Consider the following 23,101-nt stretch of genomic DNA (forward strand, 5'->3'; position numbering starts at 1 on the left):
AGCTTGATTTGAACCGGGAGCGGGGCGGACGGCACAGTGCCGCCGTCCCGTTCCCGCCGACACCCTGCCGGCGGGCCGAACCCTGGGGTTGGCGATGACCGAGCAGAAAACCTACAACGCCCTGTTTCTCTGCACCCACAATTCGGCGCGCAGCATCATGGCGGAATGCCTGATGCGGCGGTGGGGCGCCGGCCGCTTCAACGCATGGTCGGCCGGCAGCCACCCTTCGGGCCAGATCAACCCGCACACGCTGGCGACGCTGAAGGCCTTCAATCTGCCGACCGAGGGTCTGCGGTCGAAAAGCTGGGACGAGTTCTCCCGGCCGGACGCGCCGGCGCTGGATTTCGTCTTCACCGTCTGCGATCAGGCGGCGGGCGAAATGTGCCCGGTGTGGAATGGCACGCCGCTGACCGCCCATTGGGGGGTCGAGGATCCGTCGGCCGCCAGCGGGACGGAGGACCGCATCCGCATGGCCTTCCGCCGCACCTATGTGGAGCTGGAAAGCCGCATCAAGATCTTCGCCAGCCTGCGGGTGGAGCAGCTGGACCGGCTGACCCTGCAAAGCTCGCTGCATGCCATCGGCACCGTTCATGGCTCCGAAGCGGACGCAATGGCCGACGCCTGAGCGCTCTTTTACTCGCCCTCAATCGGCGGGCGCGGCCATCCGGCCGCTTGCCTTCGCAGGCATGGACCTGCGGGGCCGCAGTCGCGGCCCATACCGTCGGGCGTACGCCCGACGGTATCACAGCACTTGCTTGGGCAGGGACAGCAGCTCCTTCCTGATGCGGTTGAGGCTGGGACGGTTGTCCGGGCCGAAGGCGATGGGGCGGCACAAATGCATGGCGGTCAGCCCGACCCGCGCGGTCAGCAGGCCGTTGATCACCCCCTGCCCCATCCGCGTTGAAATGGCGGCGGCGAGCGACCCGCCCAGCGCCTCCACCGCGACATGGTGGGCGCTTTCCGCCACCCCGGCGACGGCGATGTTGGCGAGCATCCGGCGCAACAGCCGCAGCGAGCCGACATAGCCGGGCCGGGCGCCATAGAGGGCGGCGATCTCCCGCACCAGCTTCAGGTTGCGCCAGAGGACCACCGCGAAATCCAGCAGAGCCGCCGGGCTCAGCGCGGTGGCGACGGCGGTGTCGCGCGAGGCGCGCAGCACCCGCTGATAGGCGGCGCGGTCGAGCGGGCTCAGCACCTCGCGGTCGAGCAGCCGGACCACCTCATGCTCGTCATGGGCGTCGGTGACATGGTCGCGCACGCGGGCCAGCGCCGGGGCCAGCTCCCGCCGGTCGGCATAGAGCGCCACCAGCGATCCGGCGAACCGGTCGGCCCGGCCGCCGGGGGCGTCCAGCTCCAGCCGGCCGGCCTCCGCCCGCAGTTCCTCGATGCGGCGCAGGCGGCGGAGCGACAGCAGCTCGGTCACCAGCATCGCCAGGGCCGCGATGCCGGCGGTGGCGGCCAGCAGGCCGACCAGCACGCCCAGCGCGAGGCTGGTGGCGAAGGCGCGGGCCAACAGGTCGGCTGTGTCGAAGCCCAGCGCCACCAGAACCAGCGCCGCCAGCGCCCCGAACAGCCAGCGCCCCAGCCGGCGCGTGGTCCGCACCGGGGTGGCCGGGGCCGGCAGCAGGTCGGCGGGATCGCCGGAGCCGGTCAAGAGGGCGGTCTCCTCCTCGGCCGGCACGGGTGCCGCGCGGTCGAGTTCCAGCTCCATCGGCGGAACCCACCCCTTTGAGGCATTGCGGGTCTCGCGCTCCGTCACGTCAGATAGTCCCCGAGAAGGAATTGCAGGGCCTGGTCGACGCGGATGTGCGGCAGGCCGCGCGGATCGCGGCCGAGGTCGTCGGGCGGGCGGAAGGCCAGGAAATTGTAGGGGCGGTCGCGACCGGGCGGGAAGGCCTCGGCATCCTCCGGAATTTCGCCGGGGAACAGCACGGTCGGACGGTCGCGCCCGACCGGCACGCCGCGCACGCAGCGCAGCTGCCGCCCTTCATGCTCCGTCACCACGCTTTCGGTGCATTTCAGCGCGGCGATGGCCATGGTCTCGACCTGGGCGCCCTCGAAGCGGATGGCGTTGCGGGCGTCGCCGACCAGCCGGTCGAGCAAGGCCCGCAGCTGGGCATGCTGGTGGGCGGCGATGTGGTCGGCCTTGGTCGCGGCGAACAGCACGCGGTCGATCTTGCTGCCGAACAGCCAGTCGAGCCAGCCCGACGAACCATGGCGGAACGGCTCCAGGCTCAACTCCAGCGCCTGCTTCATGTCGGCCATCCCGGCGGGGCCGGCATTCAGCGCGCCCAGCACGTCGATCAGCACGATCTGGCGGTCGAGCCGGGCGAAATGCTCGGCGAAGAAGCGGCGGACGACGTTGGTCTTGTAGGCCTCGTACCGGTCCTCCATCAGCGCCCACAGGCTGCCGCGGCCCCTCGATCCGTTGGGCTGATTGCCATGCAGGGGACAGAAGGTCAGCAGCGGCGCGTCCTTCATGTCGCCGGGTTCGACGAAGCGGCCGGGCTGGATCAGGCTGAGCAGCGTGTCGGCGCGGCGGCAGGCATGGAGATAGTCGGTGTAGAGCGCCGCCCCGCGCCGCGCCGCCTCCTCCTCCGCCGGGGCGGCCGGGTCGATGGTGGCGAGCCAGCCGCGCCACGAGGCGGACAGCTCGTCGCGCGGCGGACGGGCGGCGAGTTCGAGGGTCTGGGCGCTCCATTCCGCGAAGCTCTGGCGCAGCAGCGGTAGGTCGAGCAGCCATTCGCCGGGATAATCGACGAGGTCGACATTGAGCGTCGCCATCGGCTGCACGGTGCGCTTCAGCGCCGAATCCGGACGGTAGCGCAGCGAGACGCGCATCTGGCCGATGCCGCGCGTCGGCTCCGGCCAATGGGGGTCAGGGCCGGTCAAGGCGGCGAGATGGCCTTCGAAATCGAAGCGCGGCACGTCGGGATCGGGCTGCGGCCGCAGCCGCGCCGCCTGGAACCGGCCGGACGAGACGACATCCATGAAGGGCAGCCGCCCGCTCTTCAGCAGGTTGTCGACGATGGCGGTGACGAAGACGGTCTTGCCCGCCCGCCGCAGCCCGGTGACGCCGACGCGCACCGTCGATTCCAGGAGAAGCCGGCTGCCGGCGTCGTAGAGGCTGTTCAGGTCGGGAATACGCACGGGCGGTCGTTCACGTCTGGCCGATGACCGGCCCTATATGGGGTCGGCCAAGCGCGATGCGAGGGGCCGGGATGCGAGGCGGAGCCGGATGCGACGTTTGGAACGGCGTGAAACAGTTTTCGGGGGCGTGTTCACTGTTCCATCCGGACGGCATCGGCGGGAACCTCCGCAAAGGGGCACCGGCGAGAACGCTACCATGGATGCGGGGAGGCAGGTAACGGCGGGATGAAAAACGCCGGGATGGTCGGTAACGCCGCTCATGCCGGCACAAGGTCGGTGCAGGGAAAATCATCGCCCTTGAACAGCAGGACTTCGCCCGTGTCCGCAGCCAGGGCATAGGCGAAGCAGTCACCGTAATTGAGGCCGGCCGGGTGTCCGGTCCCCTTGCCGTAACGACGGAATGCGTCGAGAGCAAGCCGGGCTTGGCGCTCGCTGACCGGCTCGATGCGGATCGCGAACTCCCGCAGCAGTTCCTCAAGGGCCTCGCGGTGGGAACCGGTCGGATCGCGGTTGGCGATCAGCCCGGCCTCGACGAAATTCGCGGCCGACAGGCGGCACACCGTGGCGCTGGCGAGCTTGGCGAGGAAGACGGCCGCTTCCGGCTCGGCCTTCAGGATGGCAACCAGGGCCGAGGTATCGACGACCATGGCTCAGCGAGGCAGGCCGTGTTCGTCGTAGAGAACGGCGTCAGGGTCTTTGTCCAGCGGCGGCAGCGCCTTCACCCGCGCCAGCATGCGGTCGACCTTGGCCTGCTGGTCCGGCGTGAGACCGGACGGCGCCGGCCGCTCAGCGCGCGCCAGCGCATCGCGAACGGCGGTGCGGACAACCTCGTCGATGCTCTGCCCCCGAATGGCGGCAAGCCGGCGGGCAAGGACTTCCGTTTCAGCGCTCACCGGAATGGGCATCGGTGTCTCCAGCTATAGATCAGCATGGCTGCTCGTTGCGAACCATTGTGGTCCCGGCCGAACCGCGCGGCAAGGCCGCGGTCACCCCCCGATATAGTGCGGCATCAGCTTCGCCTGGTCGCCGATCCAGACCTCGCAGCGGCTGTCCTGGTTGCGGAAGAAATAGGTCTTGCCGGGCTGACGGCGGTTCTGCGGATCGACAAGATTGGCGCCGCCGGAAAAGGCCACCCCATAGCGGTAGTCCGGCGTCGCCGCCCAATAGAGCCCGTCGATCTGTTGCAGGAAGGCGCCGCGCTGGCACAGGTGCGACAGGGTGCGGTCGCGCGTGGCGAGGCCGTTCAGGCCGTTGGGCAGCTTGTAGACGATGCGGCTCTCGGTCCGGCGCAGGCGCGGCTCGTGGCCGGGCGGCGGCGGTTCATAGGCGCGGAAGGTCGGACCCAGATGGCCCGGTTGGGTGCGGTCGGTGCGCAGCACCTCCTCGGCCCCGGCGGCGGCCGGCAGCAGCAGGGCGGTCAGCAGCAGGGCGGCGAGGCGGCGGGTCATCGCACCGACGGGTTGTTAGCGACGAAGGCGAAATAGGGCAGCCGCCGCACCGCGTCCGCCACCATCAGATAGGCCACCGCGAAGGCCAGCAGCGAGCTGAGGAAATAGCCGTAGCCGTACCAGGGAAAGCCCATCCGGCTGAACAGCAGGGTGAAGCCGGCATTCGCGGCCAGATAGACCAGCTGCACCGTCAGGTTTCGCCCGCGCAGGTCGAAATAGGCGAGGATCACCGTGCAGAACAGGAACAGCACCTGGAAGAAGGCGCCCAGCACGCCGAAGCGGAACATGCCGATCTGCTGGTATTGCAGGCCGAGGGCACCGATGATGCTTGGGGCCAGGAAGATGCAGACGGCGCAGACCGCCCCTTGCAGGATGATCAGGTTGCGGCTGCTGTCGAGCAGGGCGGCGATGATGGCGCGGTGGTTGCGGGCGATCTGGTCGTAGGTCGCGTGCTTCTGGATGTCGCGGTAGAAGCCCTGGTAATGCTCGAAGAAGCGGGTCTCGATGTTCACCGTGAACAGGGTCAGCGCCGGCAGCGTCGTCAGATAGGCGATGAACATGGCGCCGTCATAGGCGCTGTAGATCGCCATGGCGCCGGAGACCAGCTCGCGTTCCGGCGCGAACCACATGATCCACTTGTCGGTCCAGACGGCGGCGTTGGCGCACAGCCCGATCAGCGCCAGATCGGCGTATTTGCGGAAATAGCCGAGGAAGTCGAACATCCGGCCGACCGGATGGGGGTATTCGGCCAGCACCCGCGCGATCAGCCCGAACTGGATCACCGCCAGCCCGGCGGAGAATCCCCAGACCATCCCGGCGGCGCCGAAGCGGCCGCCCAGCAGGACCGCACCGGCCAGCCCCGCCGCCATGCCGACGCCGAAGGCGACGGTGACCGCCAGATAATCCTTCAGCGCCGACAGGAAGATCGACACCACCCAGATGCCGCAGACCAGGAAGAAGTTCGCCAGCCCGCCCAGCATCAGCGGCAGCGGCAACCCGCTGAACAGCGGATAGAAGGGTCCGGCGGTCAGCCCGGCGATGGCATAGGCCAGCCCCAGCGTCGCCAGCAGCATGCCGGGTGCGGCCTCGACCTCCTTGGCATAGATGGCGTCGGCGAGATAGCGGGTGGCGACCAGCACCAGCGGCCCGGTGAAGACGACCGAGAAGCAGAAATTGTAGATCACCACGACGCGGAACAGCGTCAGCTCCTCCATCCCCACCAGATCGCGGCCGAACAGCGTGATGCCGGCCAGCGCCAGGATGGTGAACATCCAGGGGCCCGACGTGATGAAGGCGGAATGGGCATAGCCCTGCAACACGCCGAGCAGGTCGTCGCGCCGGGCCAGCCGGCGGAGGGCGAAGCCGATGCCGGCCATCTCAGGCGGCTCCCTTCAGGCCGATGCCGTCATGCTCCGGGGAAAGCCGGGTCGGCATGGCGATGTGCTCGTCGTAGATGGCACGGTAGACGCGGTCGATGGCGACCTTGTCGTAGGATTGGGCGACACGCCGGGCGATGGCCTGGGCACAGCGGTCGCGCCACGCGCGGTCGAGCAGCAGGGCGCGCAGTTCCCGCGCGGTGTCGAGCGGGCTGGCCAGCGGCGTCACCGCCCCGCCCGGCCCCAGCGGCGGCACCTCGTCCGGGCGGCCCATCAGCAGCTCGGAGCAGGAGCCGACATCGGTCGCCACCGTCGGCACGCCCGACGCCCCGGCCTCCAGGATCACCAGCGGCTGCGCCTCGCTGACGCTGGTCAGCGCGATGGCGTCGATCCTGCCCAGCCAGTCGGTCAGTTTGACCCGGCCGGCGAAGATCACCGTCTGCTCCAGCCCAAGATGCTTCACGATGCTGCGGCATTCCTCGACATAGCCGGGATCCTCCTCCAGCGGCCCGAGGATCATCGCCTTCAGATCGGGGATGTCCTCGCGCAGGATGGCGGCCGCCCGGACATAGGTCTTCACGTCCTTGATCGGCACGACGCGGCCGATCAGGGCGATGGTCGGCGGGCGCGGCGTGGACTCGCGCTGCACCTGGGAATAGCCGGCATAGTCGATGCCGTTGGGCACGATCAGCAGCTTGGCCGGATCGGCGCCCTGGCGGCGCTGGAACTCCTGATTGCCGCCGTACAAGGTGATGATGCGGTCGCAGGCGTCGTAGCAGGCCTTGGAATAGCTGGCGAAGGTGTCGAGCCACAGGTCGCGCAGGTCGCGCTTCTTCTTGTCGAGCGCCAGCGAGGTGTCGGCCCCCTCGAACAGCCATTCGGCCATCAGGATCTCGATGCGCCGTTCGTTGGTGTAGATGCCGTGTTCGGTCAGCAGCGCCGGCCGCCCGGTTTCCAGCCGCGCCCGCGCGGCGAACAGCCCGGCATAGCCGGTGGAGACGGCATGATAGACCCCAGCCTGCGGCATCGGCACCAGCAGCGTGGCGAACAGCCCGCTCATCAGCGCCCGGCTGCCCCAGAAATATTCGAGGAAGGAGGCGTCCGGCAGGGCGGCCCTGCACATGCGCACCACCATCTGGAAGGCGTCCTCGGAGTTCAGCAGCGCCCGCTTGCCGATCCGGCCGCGCCGGGGGGCCAGCAGCCGCAGCACCTCCGCCACCTCGGCCAGCCCGCCCCCCTGCTGCAGGCGGGCCAGCGGCTTCTCCAGCTCCTTCAGCAGCCGGCCGGTGCCGGGCTGCCAGCGCCAGCCGGCCGGCGGGTCCTGGAGATAGACATGGGTCAGGCCGGTGACGTTGGGCGGCAGCTCATAGGCGAGCTTGCGGGCAGCGCGGTCGGCGACCAGGGCCACGATGTGGAAGGTCAGGTCGGAATGGGACCGGATCAGGTCATGGGTCCAGGTCGACACGCCGCCGGCGACATAGGGATAGGATCCCTCCATCAGCAGGCAGACGTCGGCCCTGGGGGCATGGGGAGCTTCGGGGGGCGCTTCGGGCAGGGGGCGGCTCATGCGGCAAGCTCCCGCCCGGCGATGCCGGTGGCTGCCGGGACGTCGTCGCGCCAGAGGGCGAAGACGTCGCGCAGCGTGTCGGGCAGTTCCGCCCCGTCGCCCAGCAAATCGGACCGCCGGGCCGGCAGCACCCGCAGGTCGGCGAAGCGGCCGAGCCGGAACAGGCTCTCGGCATACCAGAACAGGATGCGGCGGTCGGGCGTGCGGTCGATCATCGGTTCCAGCCTTTCCGCCGCCTCCGCCGCCAGTCCGCAGCGCAGGAGCAGCCGGCCCAGGTCGTGGCGGATGCCGTCGTCGTCAGGAGCGAGGTCCAGGCTGCGCCGGTAGCCCTCCAGCGCCTTGTCGCGGATCTCCGCCTCGCGGTTGGAATCGAGCAGGCCGCAGAAGGCGTAATCGTCGAGATGGCGGGCGAGCCCCGCGAGGCTGGCGGCATCGTCGGGGCGGCTGCGGGCGGCGTGGTCGAGCGCCAGCCAGCGCTCGTTGAACTCATGCTCCACCCGCGCGGTGGCGGTGGCGGCCTGGACGCGGACGGACGGGTCGGCGTCGGCCAGCCCGGCCTTCAGGGCGGGGGTGAAGGCCGGGCGGAAATGGCGGGCGACCAGGGCGATCACCGCCTGCTTCTGCTGCGGCGAGCCGACCGACATCACGTCGGTGAAGGAGTCGCCGGCCATCAGATGGGCGTTCTCGCGGCCGGTCACGATCAGCTCGTACAGCTCCTGCGCCGGGCCGGTCTCGCTGTCGGGGAAGAGCGAAAGGTACCAGTCCTGGAAGCCGGTGGCATAGCGGCTGAACAGCGCCAGCAGCGCCGCGGTCATCAGCGTGCAGGCGGCGCCCAGCGGCCCCAGCGGCACGATGGTGACCAGCAGCAGCCCGGCCAGCCGCAGGTCGCGCCCGCGCAGCGCCCGGCCGCGCACCCACAGACCGACGAGGGCGCAGAGCAGCAGATGCAGCGCCGCGGCCAGCGGAACGGCGAGAGGAATTGCGGTCAGGCCGGGCGCAAGCGCCGCGGCATCGAGCAGACCGGCGGCGAGCGCCACCGCCGCCAGTTCCGCCGCGTCGGCGGCCGGACGCTCGCCCGCCAGCAGGGGGGCAGAGTCGGACAGGTCGGAAGCCGATTGGGTGGAGTCAGGTCCGCTCATTGCGCGACCTCCCCGACCTTTTGCCCGGCGGTATTCTGCCCGGCCGCAGGGGCCGGCGGGTCGATGCGGCGGGTGACGAAGCCGATGGGGATGGTGGAAAGGCCGGCGGGCAGCGCCTGGCGCACCGCGCGCTCCAGCTTCGCCTCCACCTGCTTGGCGCCCTCCAGCGGCGTGCCGGCCAGCACCACGCCGAAGGACGTGCCCTGATGGCCGAAATCGCAGGCGAGGTCGGTGTCGCGCAGGCTGCCGCGCACCGCCTCGCCGATGGCGGCGGCGAGGTCGGCGCGCTGGGCCACCGACAGGCGCGACAGGCCGGTCGGGCGGATGGTGATGGCGGTGGTCTCGAAGCCCATGCGGCGGCCGAGCAGGGCGAGGAACTCCGCCTGCCGGCCGATGTAGCTGGAGGAGTAAAGCGCCTCGTCGGTGAAGACCCGCTGTTCGCTGGCGGTGCGGTACTGGCGCGCCTTCGCCATCGCGGTGCCGATCCATTCGCACAGGATGCGGAAATTCTCGACCGTGTTGACGCTGAGGTCGGTGAAGCCCAGGCTTTCGATCTTCACCATGCCCAGCACCTCGCCGGTGTCGGCACTGATCAGCGGGCCGGCCATCACGCCTTCGCCGGCGAGCACGCGCTCGTCGTCGGCGCGGTTGACGCAAAGCTGGCGCTGGCGGGCGATCACGGTCTGGAACAGCGGCGTGCCGCTGTCGAACCAGCGGGCATAGCTGTCGGTCTCGTCGTCCCAGCCCTCGTTCGTCACCGATTCCAGAACGTCGTTGTTCAGCAGGAACAGCGAGAATTTCTCCGGCTTCATGACGGTGCGGACGAGGTCGGCGATGCCCAGCATCACCTCGCCCTCGTCGAGATGGTCGATGGACTTGGCGGCCTGATAGAGGGTGAAGACGGTGCGCAGCTGGCCGGCGACGCGGGTCTCCAGGCTTTCCTTGACCGATTTCAGCGCGCGGTAGGAGCGGGCGATGGCCTCGGCCTCCTGCCGGGCGGCGGCAAGGCCGGCGCGGAGATCCTCGCGCTCGCGCAGCTGGCGCATCCGCAGCTCGCCGAACAGCACGGCGGCGACCAGCCAGAGGATCGGCTCGCGGGTCAAGGCGAAGAGATGGTCGTAGAGGTCCTGGCCGATCCCGGCATCGGGCATGTTGCCGAGCCGCAGCGCCGCCGACGCAACCAGCGCCGCCAGCACCCCCTCGTTGGTACCGTACTGGATCGCCAGCAGCAGGACCGGGATCCAGAAGGGATGCGGCTGCACCCCCTCGAAGCGCAGCCCGGCGCCGAGCCAGACGTCCAGCCCCAGCGCCACGCCGAAGAACAGCAGCAGCTCCAGCAGGGCGACCGGCCGCAGGCCGAGCCGGCGGCGGGGCGAAGCGCTGTCGGCGATGGATGGGCTCGGCAGGCTGCTCATGCGGGTCGGGGCCTCAGCGGGTGGCGGCGACGACAGGCCGCAGGCTGTGGATCATGCGGGTCGCCACGCGCTGGGCGACGTTGTTGACGCTGTCGCGGCTGAAATAGCCGCGTCCGGCCTCCGACTGGCTGGAGGTCCAGAGGACGGCGCCGTCCGACACCCGCACCAGCCGGGCGTTCAGGCCGACGACCGGCTCCTCGCGCAGGCCATGCTGATAGCCGTATTCCGACACGCTGCCGGCCAGCACCGCATCGACGCCCAGGGTCCGGCCGGCGGCCTGGGCATCCAGCGGGGCGGCGTCTGGCTGCCCGTCGGTGGAGGCGGTGGCGGTAGAAGCGGCGTCGGCAGCCGGCTTGCCGGCGGACAGGCGGCTGCGGACCCGGCCGACCTCCACCGTGCGGAGGCCCTCGACGCCATAGAGTTCGGTGGAGACGATGTCGGCGGCGATCTGGCCGGCATTGGGGTGGTTGGTCAGATTCTCGAAGGGCAGGACGGCGACGGTCGAGCCGGCCGGCAGCGCCCCGCCCGGCTGGGCGAAGTCACGGCTGTTGATCCGGCCGACGCCGCACCCCGCCAGCAGCAGTCCGGCCACCAGCAGCGCCGCGCCGGCCCGCATGTCCTTGCCCATCTTTCCGGTCCCCGTCAGCCGCATCGCCGCACCCATTCTCCGTCCACCTTTTTTAACCATAAAGAGTTGACACACCGTCAATAGCGCCAGACCAGGGTGACACCGGCGCTGTTCACCGCGCTGGCCGTGCCGCGCGCGGTGGAGCGGGCATGGCTGGCGCGGAATCCCAGTTCCAGATTGTCCGCCGGCTCCCATCCCAGCGAGATGGCGCCCTGCGGTCCGCTGCGGCCCCGCCGGTCGTAGGCGTAGCCGATCTGCGCCGCATAGCGGACATAGTCGGTCAGGTAATCCTCGACATTGAGCTGCAACGCATGGACCTCGCGGGTCGCCGCCGGCAGCGGGACATAGGGCTGGCCGTTCGCGTCCTGCCGCTCTTCCCGGTGCGCCACATATTCGGCATCCAGCACATAGGCGACGCTGGCCAGCGGGCCCACTGCGTTCAGCGTGTAGCGCAGCGATCCCTCCAGCGTGGCGCTGCGCGCCAGATCGGCCGCGCCGGACAGCCCATAGCGGTTGTAACCGCCTCCGAGCGACAGCGACCAGCGGTCGGACAGCCGGTTCTCGTGCTGGACGAACAGGCGGTCGCGCCGGCCGCCATCGACGATGCCCTCCAGGAAGGCGAAGCTCGGCTCGCTCCAGGCGAAACCGGCGCGGGTTTCGGACTCGTCGCCGCGCCACAGATGGCTGTAACCGGCACCGAGCGTCTGCGGGGCGGCGTAGAGCGCCAGGGTTGAGCGCTCCAGCTCCGGCCAGTCATGCACCAGCGCCGCCTCCAGCCGGGAGCGGGCACCATGAAAGGCTTCCAAGCGGCCGTCACCGCGGCGGGCGGAATCGACATCGACCTCGCGGCGCTCCAGCGCCCAGGTGAGGCTGGTGGACCGGCCAAGCTCCTGAACGCCGCTGAAGCGGGCGATGCGCTGCATGTCGGCGTTGCGCACCTTCTGCCAGTCGAGGTCGAGGCGGCTGCGGTCGGCCGTCTCGTGCAGGAGCAGCGCCTTGCCCTGGACCAGCGACGGCTCGTCGGGCGTCAGTTCCAGCGCCGTGTCATAGGCCATGATCGCGTCGCGCCAGCGGCCGAGCCGCTCCTCCGCCTGGGCCAGCAGGGCGGTGGACTGGGCGTCCTTCGGGTCCTGCGCCAGCAGGTCGCGCAGCAGCGTCCGCGCCGGGCGGAGGTCGCCGCCCTCCATCAGCGCCAGGGCGCGGAAATAGTCGAGGCGCCGCTGGGCGGCGCGGTCGGCGGCCCGGTTGGCAGCCTGCACCTCGCGGCTGGGGGCCTCGGCGGAGCGGGTCAGGGCGACGCTGAGGCCGGCGGGGTCGGTGGCGACCGCCGCCTCGACACCGGGGCCAAGCACCAGCACGACGCTGTCGTAGCCGTAGAGGATGTTGTCGACCCAGGACTCCAGCCGCTCCGGCACACGGTCGAGCGGGACCTCGCCCGAGATTTCGCCGAGCGGGCGGCTGAAGCGGAGCACCAGCTCGCGGCCGTCGCGCTGGGTTTCCGTGGTGACGGTGCCGGGCCAGTGCAGGGCGAAGCGGGCGGTGCTGGTCTCGCGCACCGCCTCCACCCTCGCCGGTTGGGCGGGGGCGGGGGTGGCGAGGAGAAGGAAAGCGAGGGCGAGTAACGGCAAGAGTCCCCTCTCCCCCCGGGGAGAGGGTCAGGGTGAGGGGGATGCACCGCGTGACTTTCCCAGGATCCTCGCCACGCATCCCCCTCACCCTCCCCGCGCCGCGGGCGCGGGGCCCCTCCCTCTCCCCGGGGGAGAGAGGGTACTGAAAGCAGGGCGATTGGAAGCCGATCACGGAAGGGCCAGGACACGGCGGGCCTCCGGCAGTCGTCCGTTTTCGATCAGCATCGATGCGTAGTCGGCCTTCAATTGGCGGTCGGCCGGGCGGCGCTTGCGCAGGCCCTCGAACAGCGCCACGGCGTCGTCCACCTTGCCCAGCCGGTTCAGCAGGTTGGCCTCCGTCTGGGTCGTCCCGTCGCTGCGCGTGGCGCGGGCGCGCAGCTGCGCCAGAGCGGTGCGGTAGAAGGGGGTCGCTACCGTCGGGCGCTTCAGCGCGGTCAGCGCCTCGCCCAGGAAGTAATGCGCCTCGTAATCGTCGGGACCGGTGGCGACGTAGCGGCGCAGCAGCCGTTCGGCGTCGGCGAGGCGGTTCTCGTCATAGGCCAGCATGCCCAGCTGGCGCAGCGCGTCGGCATCGTCCGGCTTGCGCGCCAGCAGCGCGGTCCAGGCCTGCGAGGCGGCGGCGCGCTGGCCGGTCTGCTCGGCAAGGCGGGCGTAGCGGCGCAGCCGATCCGGGGCGGCTTCCTCCGGCAGTGCGGCGCGCACGGCCTCCGCAAGCTCCTTGCCCTTGCCGGCCGCCGCCAGCGCCTCGATGTAGGGGGTCTTCAAGGCGGGCTGGACGGGCGCGGCGCCTTGGGCGGCAAGCCCGGCGATGACACGCCGGCCGCCGCCATACTCGGCAAGGCGGTCGTACCATGCCGCCTGCTCGGCCGGGCTGCCGGCGGCCTTGGCCCGTGCCTCGATCCAGTCCAGCCCGGCCGCCGGCGGGCGCGGTCCCCAGAGATAGGCCAGCTGCCTGAAATCCTCGCCCTGCGGCCCCTGCCCGCCGGCCAGCCGTTGCAGCGCCTGCTCGGCCCCCGCCTTGTCGCCGAGCGCCAGCAGAGCCGATGCCGGCTCCCGCCGCTTGTCGGCCGGCAGACGGTCGTCGGTGGCGCGGGCCAGCAGATAGCGGCGCAGATCGGCCTTGCGACCCAGCCGGGTCAGCGTGTCGCGGTAGAGCGAATCCTCCGCCTCGGCCAGCGGTGCTGCGGCGGCGCGGCCTTGCAGCAGGGCGGCGAGATCGGGCAGCGCATTCGCCTTGGCCGCGGCGTCGGCATAGACGCTCAGCCACTCTCCCCCTTGCCGCTCCGCCCAGGCCCGCAGCAGCGGCAGCACCGCCCGATAGGCCTTGTGGTCGAGCAGCATGGTGACGATGGCCTGCTGGTCGGCGTCCGAAAGATTTCCCCGCGCCAGCTTGGCGCTCAGGTGGCGGGCCAGCTCCTCCGACCGGCCGGCGCCGTCCAGTGCGGCGATGTAGGCGGCCTCCACCTCGGCACCGCCGCTGTCGAGCAGCGGGGCCAGCAGCGGCAGCGCGTCGGCCGGCTTGCCGGTGGCGGTCAGCGCGCCGGCCAGCGCCAGACGGCTGCGCGGCGAAGGGTCGAGCGCGAAGGCGCGCTGGGCGGCGGCCAGCGCCAGCGCGGCGGCAGGCCGATTGGCGCGCGGATCCGTGGCGGGGTTTGCGGAAGCGCGCTCGGCGGCGCTGCCGGCGATGTCCTGCAACAGGGCGAGCGGCAGCTTGGGCTGGCCGGCCAGCCAGTCGGCGACCTCGGCCGGATCGCCGGCCTTGGCGGCCAGCCGTGCCCAGCCCTGGGCGGCGGCCGGAGACGGCGTGGCCTGCCGCCTTGCGGTGAACCAGGCAAGACCGGCCGGCGCGCGGTCGAAGTCGATGAACAGGGCGGCCAGCTCCTCCAGCAGCTCGTCGGGCATCGTGCCCGACCTCGGCAACCGGTCGAAGGCGGCGACCGCGGCGGCGCGGCGGCCGGTGCGGTCGAGGATGCGGATGGCGCCCAGCCGGTCGCCGGTCGCCAGCCCATCGCCAACAAGCGCCCGTTCCGCCCACCCGGCGGCGGCGGCAGGGTCGCCGCGGCCAAGCGCGATGTTGGCCGCCAGGATCGGGTAATCGTTGAGGAAGTCTTCCCCCAGCTCGCGGTAGAGGCGGTCGGGGAAAGCCCGGTCGCCGTCGCGCAGCGCGGCTTCCGCCAGCCCGGCCAGGACCCAGTCGGGCACCAGATGCAGGTCGCGGCCCTTGGTCGCCTCCAGCGCCGCGCGCGGCAGGCCGGCATTCACCTCCAGCGCCAGCAGCCGGCCGAACTGCGCATCCTCCACCTGACCGGACAGCGCCGACAGGCGGGTCCGCGCCGGCTCCCGCCGGTCGGTGGCGATCAGCAGGTCGATGTAGGTCAGCTCCAGCGCCAGCACAGGAGCGCGGCCCGCCACCTGCGGCCCTATGATTTGCGGTTCGATCAGCCGCAGCCCGAGATCGGGACGCGATGCTGCAGCAAGCTGGCTCGCCAGACCGATCATATCGGCGACGGTCGGCTGTTCGCCCAGCCAGCGCCGGGCGCGCTCATAGGCCTCGTCCTCGCGGTCGAGGTCGATCAGCAGGCTCATCAGCAGCTCGCGGCTGTCGGGCTGGATGTTGCCCTCGGCGCGGTCGTCGGCCCGCAGCAGCCAGTCGACCGCGCCGGCATGGTCGCCGCGCGAGGCCAGCAGCGCCGCCAGCTCCTGCTGGGCCTCGACATCCTCCGGCCGCAGGGTGCAGTAGCGGACCAGCGTCTCGGCCTTCATCCCCATCCGGTTGCGGAAGCCGGCGGCATAGGCCAGCTCGCGGAACAGGTCGGCGCTGTTGCGCCTCTCCGCCAGCGCCTTCAGGTTCTCCAGCCGGTCGCCCGGCCGCTGCGCATCCTGATAGAGGCGGTCGAGCAGTTCGCGGGCTTCGACGGAGGACGGCTCGGCGGCAAGGAACCCCTCGGTCAGCTCGATGGCGCGCTCGACGTCGCCCTGGGCCAGCGTCAGGCGGGTCAGCGGCATCACCGTGGCGCCGCTGCGGTCGCCGGCGGCATAGCGCTCCTCATAGACGGCACGGGCGCTGTCGTAATCGCGGTCGCGGAATTTCTGCAGGGCAAGCTCGGCGCTGTGCGGAATCAGCAGCAGGCTGGCGCCGATGCCGGCCAGCAGGATCAGCAGGACGACGAGGAGGTTCGCGCGCATGGCCGCCCTACCCCGCCGCGCCGTCGGTGGCACGGAAGCGCAGCAGCAGCGGTGCTATGGCGGACACCGGCACGGTCAGCGCCAGCCGGCCGTCGGCATCCGCGTCGACGCTGCCCGACCACAGCCGGGTGCCGTCGCGCTCCGCCGTGACGGTCCAGCGGCCGGGCCGCCGCACCTGCCAGACCATGCCGCCCGCCCCGTAGCCGGTGGCGGCAACGCGGAAGCCGTGATCGTCCGGGGCGAAGGACGAGAAGGCCCAGCGGCCCTGCACCAGATAGGGCATGGCGGCCGGCGGGTCGCGGTCGGCGCGGTCGCTCTCCGCCAGCGCCACCACCGGCTCCGCCACCGCCGGGTCGAGCGCCACATAGAGGCTGCCCTGGCTGTGGCGCTGGCCCAGCACGCCGCTGGAGCGGGCGAAATCGACCGCGTCGGCGCTGGCATGGTCGAAGCGCAGCGTGTTCAGCGCCCCGCGGTCGCGCACGCGCCAGCGCCGCCCGCCGCCCTGGCCGTCCAGCGGCTCGAAGCGGGTGGTGTAATAGCCCTCGGCGATGCGGGCGTAGCTGGAGGCGGCGACCGGCGCCAGCTCCTGCCTCTGCGCGGCGGTCAGCACCGAGACCAGCGCATTGAGGCTGGCCGGCTTCTGGCCGGTGTACATGTGGTAATAGACGTTGAAGGGCTTCAGCCGCAGCGGGCTGCCGGCATGCCGCATGGTGTTGACCAGATTGCGGTAGCCGTAGAAGCGGTTGGTCCACAGGTCGGTGTAGGTGTTCTCGTTGCTACCGGCGGCGTAGATCTGGCGTTCCGCCCCCACCGGCAGGCCGATGGGCGGCAGCCCGGTGATGGACGGGAAATCGGCATCGAACCGCGCGTCGCCGCCGTTGATGTTGACTCCGCCGGCCTTGCGCACCGCCGCCAGCGCCGCCTCGAAGGGGGAGGTGTCGCCCGACCATTGCACCAGCACCGCCCGCTTGCCGGTGGGAGCCAGCCGGGTGAAATAGTCGAGAGCGCCGCCGATCTCCTGGTCGAGGTCGAAGGGCTGCTGCAGATAGGCGCGCGGCATGGCATAGCGGCCGATGTCCGACACCTCGCCCGCCTCCTCCGCCGCATGCTCGTCACTTTTTCCGGGCTTGCGGCTGCCCTCGCGCTCGAGGAAGGGCGCCTCGGCCTGCCGGCTGTAGTCCTTGAAGAAGGCCCACTGGAAGGGATGGGTCCAGGTGTGGCTGGACGGCTCGACCTGCGGCAGGGCGAACAGCGCCTTGGCCGCCGCCAGCGACTCCGGCGTGCCCTTCCAGGTCGGGTCGAGGTCGCCGACGATGGGGGCGACGCTGACCGGCAGGTCGGGGAAGGCCTCGATGGCGGCGGTGCGCACCATGTCGGCGGACAGCACGCGGCGGGCGGCATAGGGCGCCACCTCCGTCACGTTGCGCCAGCCGTCGCCGTCGATGTGGCTGAAATAGAGCCGCCGCCCGGACAAAGTGGTGACGTCGGGCTTCGGCAGGTCGTCGGTGGCGAAGCTGTCGCGGAAGAAGGCGAAGGGATCGACGATCCATTGGCGCCGGTTGTACTCGGCGTCGAAATAGCGGGCATACCCCTCCGTCACCAGACCGCCGGCCGGACCGGTGACCACCAGATGGCTGTCGCTGGCCGGATCGTCGCCGCGCCGCATCGCCAGATGGGTGGCGAAGCGCTCGTCGGTCTTGCGGAACAGGGGATAGCCGGGCAGCACCCCCGACAAAGGCCGCTCGAAGCCGATCATCGCATCGGCCAGCGCCGGCTTCGATTTGTAGGTCAGGTCGGAATAGCCGTCGTCGTCGCGCAGACCGAAGCGGGCGAAGAAGCGGTTGGTGAGCGCCAGCGGCACCGGCCTGCCGCCGCGCTCCAGCCGCACCCCCGGCTGCCCCAGCACGGCGAAGCGGACGCCGCGGTCCATCGCACGCGCCACCCAGCCGACATAGGCGCCGACATCGGGGAAGGGCTCGCCCGCGAACCAGGTGACGACGCCGCGCAGGTCGGGATAGCGCGACAGGTCGGGCAGGCCGTCGGCGACGTTCCAGTAGACCACCGACACACCCAGATGGTTCAGCGGCAGTTCCGCCATCGTGTGGATGCGGCTGAGGCGGATCGTGCTTTCCTCGCGCAGATCGACCAGCGCCAGGACGGTGCGCGGCACCGTCCGCTGCGCCGTCGCGGCAGCGGCCGTCGGGCCGGCGGCAAGGGCGGGAAACGCCGCGCCGGGCAGGAGGATGGCGAGTGCCAAGGCTGCCGCCCGGATGCCCGCTTGGAACCGGCCCCTCACCGCGGCGGCTCCGGGATCAGGCGGTCGAGTTCGACCGTCGCGACATAGGGGGAAAAGCCGTTGGCCCGTTGCAGGTCGTAGATCGTCCGCACCCCTGCCGCATCGGCGGGGTTCCAGTAATCCAGCGTATGGAGGCCGAGCTGCGGGTTCAGCGCGCCGGCCGCCTTCAACGCTTCGACCTGGAACCGGTAATCCTCGTCGCTCTGGCGGTGCGGGCGCTTGGCGGCGAAATCCCAGCCGGCATAGACGCTCTCGCCCAGCGCATGGCTCAGCAGCGGGGCGGTCTGCGGCAGGATCTCATAGCCGCGGTTCTGCATCAGGCCGATGTCGGGCCAGTTGCGGCGGATGGCCCGCACCAGCGCCGCCGCCGCGTCGGTCATGCCGCGCCAGCGCTTCGGGTCGGTGCGTTCCAGATGCGGCGGGTTGTCGAGCGTGTCGAGGAAAACGCCATGGAAACCCTCGCGCAGGATCGCGGGGACCAGCTCCTCGACCACCAGCTTGACCCAACGGCGGTCGCGCACGTCGACATAGAAGCTGCCGGGCCAGTTGGGGTTTTCCTGGTCCAGGATGCCCCACCCCTTCACCCGGTCGAACCAGGGGCGGTGCGTCTCGACCTCGCCAACGCTGAGATAGCCGAGCAGGGTCTTGCCCCGGTCGGCCAGCGGTGGCAGCGGCGGGTGGGTCCTGCTGTCCAGCACCAGCAGCCGGTAAGGCTGGAAGGCGGCCAGCGGTGCCGCATCGGCGTAATAGACCGCCCAGGGGGCAGCAGGGGCCGGAGCAGCGGGAGCTTGGCCGGGATTTGCGGCCCGCAGGTCCCTGTTGGGCAGCGCCAGCAGCGCCGCACCCGACAAAAGCCCGCCGGCGACCGCCCGCCGCCCGATCAAACCACCAATCACGCCACCCTGCCCCGATCAGTCAGCCGAGTTCTTCACCCGGACCCGTCAACCAAGCCACGCCAGCGTCTGGCGCAGCCCATCCTCCAGCGGCGTGTCGCAGCTCATGCCGAAGGCGGCGACCAGACGCGTGGGATCACCGATGGATGTCCGGATGTCGCCCGGCCGCGCCGGACCGTAGCGCCGGTCGAGCGGACGGCCCGACAGGTCGGCCAGAACCTCCGCCAGCCGGTTGACCGAGGTCGGACGGCCGGTACAGACATTGTAGACCGGTGCGCCCGGCTGCGGATGTCCCATCGCCGCAGTCAGGTATCGCACCAGATCCTTTACAAAGATGAAATCCCGCACCTGCTCGCCATCCCCATTGACGGTGATCGGTTCGCCCCTTGCGATGCGGCCGGCGAAGATGGAGATGACGCCGGAATAGGGGGATTTCGGATCCTGGCGCGGGCCATAGACATTGAAGAAGCGGAAGCCGGCGGTCGGCACGCCATGCACCCCGTCCGCCACCCGCGCATGAAGCTCGCAGCCCAGCTTGTCGGCGCCATAGGCGGACAGCGGGCGGGTCGCCGCATCCTCGGTCAGCGGCATGTCGGGATTGTCGCCGTAGACGGCGGCGGAGGAGGCGTAGATCACCGGAACCGGTCCGGCCGGATTGGCGCGGCGGGCGGCCCGGCGGGCGGCATCGAACACGGCGATGGTGCCGGACAGGTTGGCGTGGTGGGTCTCCAGCCAGGCCTCACGCGACCGGTCGACCGAGGCGACGGCGGCCAAGTGGAAACAGCCGTCCACCCCCTCACCGTCCTCGCCGGCCATCGCCGCCCGGACCGCTTCGGCATTGGCCACGTCACCGACAATCACAGGCACGCCGGCCGGCAGGTTTTCACGCTTGCCGGTGGACAGATCGTCCAGCACCCGGACCTCGTGCCCGGCCGCCAGCAGCCGCTCGATCAGGTGCGAGCCGATGAAACCGCAACCGCCGGTAACCAGATAACGCGCCATCGCTGCGGCTCCCTCCGCTTTTGCGTGTGTTTGACGTGATACGCGAAATCGGGGGCACCGGATTTGAAAAATCCCGAGCCTGGCTCAAATCGGCTGCAAAAAAGATCAGGCCGGCAGGAAGCCGGCGACGGAAGCCTGGAATTCCTTGGGCTTGATCGGCTTCGACACATGGCCGTCGAAGCCTGCTTCGGTCAGCCGGCGCTTGTCCGCAGGCGTGGCGAGGTTGGTGACGGCCAGCACCGGGGTGGCGGCGAGAGCCGAGTCGGCGCGGATCTGGCGGATAAGCTCAAGCCCCGACAGGCCGGGCATGACGATGTCCATCACCACCAGATCGGGCGTCATGTCGCGCATCAAGTCCATAACCGAGGTGGCGTCCGACGCCTCGACGACGGTGAAGCCGCCCTCCTCGAGGCAGCGGACGAAGAGCTTGCGCATCAGCACATTGTCTTCGACAACCAGGATCGTCCGCGTTTTCTCGACCGTGTCCAACATTCCGCCATCCAAGCCTGTGGCCGAACCCCATGGCGTGAGCGGTATCGCCGGCATCCGGAAGGACGCAATGCTGCGACCCTGCGCTGCACAGGAATGCCATCATTCACGCATGGTTCGCTCTCTATCTCTTTTAGGGTCTCGGGTCAAGCCATTCGCGATAGCGCCTTACCCCTATTGATGAGTTGTCTCTTTGAATTTATGGTTTTCCGTTCGCCTCTAGCGCGCATTGACGACATCGCCGGTTTACCTGGTGCCAGACTATAAGCAGATATACAAACCAACTTGATTGGACTTTTTTGCCTTATCTTTGGCCCAATTGCGGAATTTGGCACAGTGCCGTTCCAGCGGAGCCGCATAATTGAAATGACGCGCGAAACAATTATGCGGCCCTGCGTTTTGAAAATCTCCGCTCGCCGTCGGCGAATCAGCCTTTCCTGCCTCCGCCATGCGGCAGGTAACTCTGGACAAGGTCCTTGGCGGTGTCCTTCAGCATGTCCCAGGCCTCCGGATCGCCCTTGGCCAGCGTCGCCATCATCGCCGCGGCGTTCTTCAAGGTGATGTGCGGCGGCAGCGGCGGGACGTTGGGGTCGGTGTAAGCCTCGACCAGCACCGGCCCGCGGGTCGCCATCGCCTCGTCCCAGACCGCGGCGAGGTTTTCGGGCTTGTCGACGAACAGGCCTTTGAATCCAAGCAGTTCGGCATAGCGGGCATAGGGGAAATCGGGAAGCTCCTGCGAGGCCTCGAACTTCGGATCGCCGTTCTGGGCGCGCATCTCCCAGGTCACCTGGTTGAGGTCGCGGTTGTTCAGCACCAGCACGACGAAGCGCGGGTCGCTCCACTGTTTGCAGTATTTCGCGAGGGTGATCAGCGCATTCATGCCGTTCATCTGCATGGCGCCGTCGCCGACGATGGCCAGCACCGGGCGGTCGGGATGGGCGAACTTGGCCGCCAGGGCATAGGGCATGCCCGGCCCCATGGTGGCGAGGCCGCCGCACAGCGTCGCCTTCATCCCGCGGCGGATCTTGATGTCGCGGGCGTACCAGTTGGTGCCCGACCCGGTGTCGCAGGCGATCACCACGTCGTCGGGCAGCCTCGGCGACAGTTCCCAGAAGACGCGCTGCGGGTTCAGCGGTGTCGCGTCGTTCATGGCGCGGGCTTCCAGCACCGTCCACCAGTCGGCGACGCCCGCCTCGATCCGCTCGCGCCAGGAGCGGTCCTGCTTGCGCTGGAGCAGCGGGATCAGCTCGCGCAGGGTGCCGGCGCTGTCGCCGACCAGATTGACCTCCATCGGATAGCGGATGCTCAGCATCTTCGGGTCGATGTCGATCTGCACGCCGCGCGCCTGCCCCTCCTTCGGCAGGAACTCCGAATAGGGGAAGCCGGAGCCGATCATCAGCAGCGTGTCGCAGTTCACCATCATCTCGTAGCTCGGCCGGGTGCCGAGCAGGCCGATGGAGCCGGTGACGAAGGGCAGATCGTCGGGCAGCGCCGCCTTGCCGAGCAGCGCCTTGGCGACGCCGGCGCCCAGGATGTCGGCGATCTCGATCACCTCGTCGGTGGCGTTCAGCGCGCCCGCCCCGACCAGGATCGCCACCTTGGAGCCGGCATTCAACACATCGGCGGCGCGGCGCAGGTCGGGCTCCGCCGGACGCACCACCGGGGCCGACCAGCCGACACCGGAATGGATGGTGCCGTGGGCGCGGGCCGGGGCCTCGACCGCGTCCATCTCCTGCAGGTCGTTGGGCATGATGATGCAGGTCACCGTGCGCTCGGCCTTGGCGATCCGCACCGCCCGGTCGACGATGTGCCGCACCTGGGCCGGGGTGGAGGCCATCTGCACATACTCGCCGGCAACATCCTTGAAGAGGGAGACGAGATCGACCTCCTGCTGGTACTGGCCGCCCAGCGCGGTCAGCGCCTGTTGGCCGACGATGGCGAGCACCGGCTGATGGTCGAGCTTCGCATCGTACAACCCGTTCAGCAGGTGGATGGCGCCGGGGCCGGAGGTGGCGAGGCAGACGCCCATCTCACCGGTGTATTTGGCGTGCGCCGTCGCCATGAAGGCGGCCAGCTCCTCGTGGCGGGGCTGGATGAACTCGAATTGGTCGCCGGCGCGGGCGAGCGCGCCGACCAGCCCGTTGATGCCGTCGCCGGGATAGCCGAAGACCCGCTTCACGCCCCACTCGGAGAGCCGCTGCCAGAAGAAATCGCTGACGTTCGGAGCCATGGTCGCCTCTCTTGTCTCTGCTCGGACGTCACCGCCCTTCCTGTTTCAACTGTGCGCCGGCCCATCGGTTCGCCGCAGGCCGCAAGTTTTTTGCCCACCCCCCTGTCGGACCGATCCGGCCGGCGGGGCGTTATCGTGTGCAGCAACAGGGAGACAGCGATGGCCGAGGCCAACATCGATGACCGCTCAAGCTTCGAACGGGCTTACGAGCGGCACGCCTTCGAACAGGATGCGGCGGCGAACGCGCGCAGCGACACGACGACCGTCCATGGCGTGACCATCCTGTCCGCCGCCGATGCCGACGGGCGGATCGAACTGTCGCGCAGCACCCGGCATGTCGGGGAAGGAAACCCGGAGGGCGACACCGTCTTCGTCGCGGCCTTCCGCAGCCACGACAGCGCCGCCGAGGCTGCCGCCCCCTATTCCGGCTCGGTCGAGCCGACCGGCGAAGCCCCGGGCGAGGCCGCCGACGACTACCGCAGCTTCATCGATCAGCTGGTGGAAGCCGCGAAAGGGGCCCGGTTCAAGCCGGACATCGGCCGCGGCGAAGAAAGGCTGACCGGTTTCCGCGGCGGCTGATGAACAGCGAAACGCCCCGTCTCTTTCGAGGCGGGGCGTTCGTGATCTGGATGAAGATGCAAGCATCTGGCTTTC

General features: G+C 70.0%; 19 protein-coding genes. 2 read left to right on the plus strand and 17 right to left on the minus strand.

The features are described from left to right. Positions 1-94: 94 nt before the first annotated feature. A complete protein-coding gene (locus ACWPN8_RS02060; protein ID WP_492239740.1) occupies positions 95-625 on the plus strand; it encodes an arsenate reductase ArsC in 531 nt (176 codons plus the stop codon). 117 nt (positions 626-742) lie between these two features. Here the strand turns inward: ACWPN8_RS02060 and ACWPN8_RS02065 are convergent, their stop codons facing one another. The 17 genes from ACWPN8_RS02065 to ACWPN8_RS02145 all read right to left on the minus strand — a co-directional run bounded on the left by ACWPN8_RS02065 (position 743) and on the right by ACWPN8_RS02145 (position 22,447). Further along, on the minus strand, positions 743-1,759 hold the full coding sequence (locus ACWPN8_RS02065; RefSeq protein ID WP_455183538.1) for a TIGR01620 family protein: 1,017 nt from the start codon (positions 1,757-1,759) through the stop codon (positions 743-745). After that, complete coding sequence (locus ACWPN8_RS02070) at positions 1,756-3,150, minus strand: YcjX family GTP-binding protein (RefSeq protein ID WP_492239741.1); 1,395 nt, start codon at positions 3,148-3,150, stop codon at positions 1,756-1,758. The genes ACWPN8_RS02065 and ACWPN8_RS02070 overlap by 4 nt, the downstream gene beginning before the upstream one ends. Before the next feature lie 257 nt (positions 3,151-3,407). Continuing rightward, on the minus strand, positions 3,408-3,797 hold the full coding sequence (locus ACWPN8_RS02075; RefSeq protein WP_492239743.1) for a type II toxin-antitoxin system VapC family toxin: 390 nt from the start codon (positions 3,795-3,797) through the stop codon (positions 3,408-3,410). 3 nt (positions 3,798-3,800) lie between these two features. Beyond that, positions 3,801-4,055 carry a type II toxin-antitoxin system VapB family antitoxin gene (locus ACWPN8_RS02080; protein WP_492239744.1) on the minus strand — a complete coding sequence of 85 codons (255 nt, stop codon included), beginning with the start codon at positions 4,053-4,055 and terminating at the stop codon, positions 3,801-3,803. Positions 4,056-4,136: 81 nt separating this feature from the next. Next, positions 4,137-4,598: a hypothetical protein gene (locus tag ACWPN8_RS02085; protein WP_492239745.1), complete on the minus strand. Its 462-nt coding sequence runs from the start codon at positions 4,596-4,598 to the stop codon at positions 4,137-4,139. After that, a complete protein-coding gene (gene pelG, locus ACWPN8_RS02090; RefSeq protein WP_492239746.1) occupies positions 4,595-5,974 on the minus strand; it encodes an exopolysaccharide Pel transporter PelG in 1,380 nt (459 codons plus the stop codon). The genes ACWPN8_RS02085 and pelG overlap by 4 nt, the downstream gene beginning before the upstream one ends. Before the next feature lies 1 nt (position 5,975). After that, positions 5,976-7,541, minus strand: a complete 1,566-nt coding sequence (gene pelF / locus ACWPN8_RS02095) for a GT4 family glycosyltransferase PelF (protein WP_492239748.1) — start codon at positions 7,539-7,541, stop codon at positions 5,976-5,978. Then, positions 7,538-8,680: a tetratricopeptide repeat protein gene (locus tag ACWPN8_RS02100; RefSeq protein ID WP_492239749.1), complete on the minus strand. Its 1,143-nt coding sequence runs from the start codon at positions 8,678-8,680 to the stop codon at positions 7,538-7,540. Before ACWPN8_RS02100 ends, pelF begins: the two co-directional genes overlap by 4 nt. Continuing rightward, positions 8,677-10,095, minus strand: a complete 1,419-nt coding sequence (locus tag ACWPN8_RS02105; RefSeq protein ID WP_492239750.1) for a GAF domain-containing protein — start codon at positions 10,093-10,095, stop codon at positions 8,677-8,679. The genes ACWPN8_RS02100 and ACWPN8_RS02105 overlap by 4 nt, the downstream gene beginning before the upstream one ends. A gap of 13 nt (positions 10,096-10,108) precedes the next feature. Next, positions 10,109-10,759, minus strand: coding sequence for a hypothetical protein (locus ACWPN8_RS02110; RefSeq protein ID WP_492239752.1), 651 nt, complete (start codon positions 10,757-10,759; stop codon positions 10,109-10,111). Between the two features lie 41 nt (positions 10,760-10,800). Further along, a complete protein-coding gene (locus tag ACWPN8_RS02115; protein ID WP_492239753.1) occupies positions 10,801-12,351 on the minus strand; it encodes a tetratricopeptide repeat protein in 1,551 nt (516 codons plus the stop codon). 168 nt (positions 12,352-12,519) lie between these two features. After that, positions 12,520-15,537 (minus strand): tetratricopeptide repeat protein, encoded by a 3,018-nt coding sequence (locus ACWPN8_RS02120; RefSeq protein WP_492239755.1) that lies wholly within the window; start codon positions 15,535-15,537, stop codon positions 12,520-12,522. 7 nt (positions 15,538-15,544) lie between these two features. Further along, positions 15,545-17,794: a polysaccharide deacetylase family protein gene (locus ACWPN8_RS02125; protein ID WP_492239756.1), complete on the minus strand. Its 2,250-nt coding sequence runs from the start codon at positions 17,792-17,794 to the stop codon at positions 15,545-15,547. A gap of 35 nt (positions 17,795-17,829) precedes the next feature. Next, positions 17,830-18,729: a glycoside hydrolase family 191 protein gene (locus ACWPN8_RS02130; protein WP_492239758.1), complete on the minus strand. Its 900-nt coding sequence runs from the start codon at positions 18,727-18,729 to the stop codon at positions 17,830-17,832. A gap of 45 nt (positions 18,730-18,774) precedes the next feature. After that, complete coding sequence (locus tag ACWPN8_RS02135) at positions 18,775-19,728, minus strand: SDR family oxidoreductase (protein ID WP_492239759.1); 954 nt, start codon at positions 19,726-19,728, stop codon at positions 18,775-18,777. 105 nt (positions 19,729-19,833) lie between these two features. Beyond that, the gene (locus ACWPN8_RS02140) at positions 19,834-20,220 is read right to left on the minus strand and encodes a response regulator (protein WP_455183525.1); all 387 of its coding nucleotides are present in this window, start codon (positions 20,218-20,220) and stop codon (positions 19,834-19,836) included. 424 nt (positions 20,221-20,644) lie between these two features. After that, entirely contained in the window at positions 20,645-22,447 is a 1,803-nt protein-coding gene (locus tag ACWPN8_RS02145) for a thiamine pyrophosphate-requiring protein (RefSeq protein WP_492239760.1), read from the minus strand. Positions 22,448-22,606: 159 nt separating this feature from the next. Between ACWPN8_RS02145 and ACWPN8_RS02150 the strand changes: the two genes are divergently transcribed. Beyond that, positions 22,607-23,026: a hypothetical protein gene (locus ACWPN8_RS02150; protein WP_109445965.1), complete on the plus strand. Its 420-nt coding sequence runs from the start codon at positions 22,607-22,609 to the stop codon at positions 23,024-23,026. The last annotated feature ends 75 nt before the right edge of the window (positions 23,027-23,101 follow it).

The sequence above is a fragment of the Azospirillum sp. UENF 112521 genome, assembly GCF_058780665.1.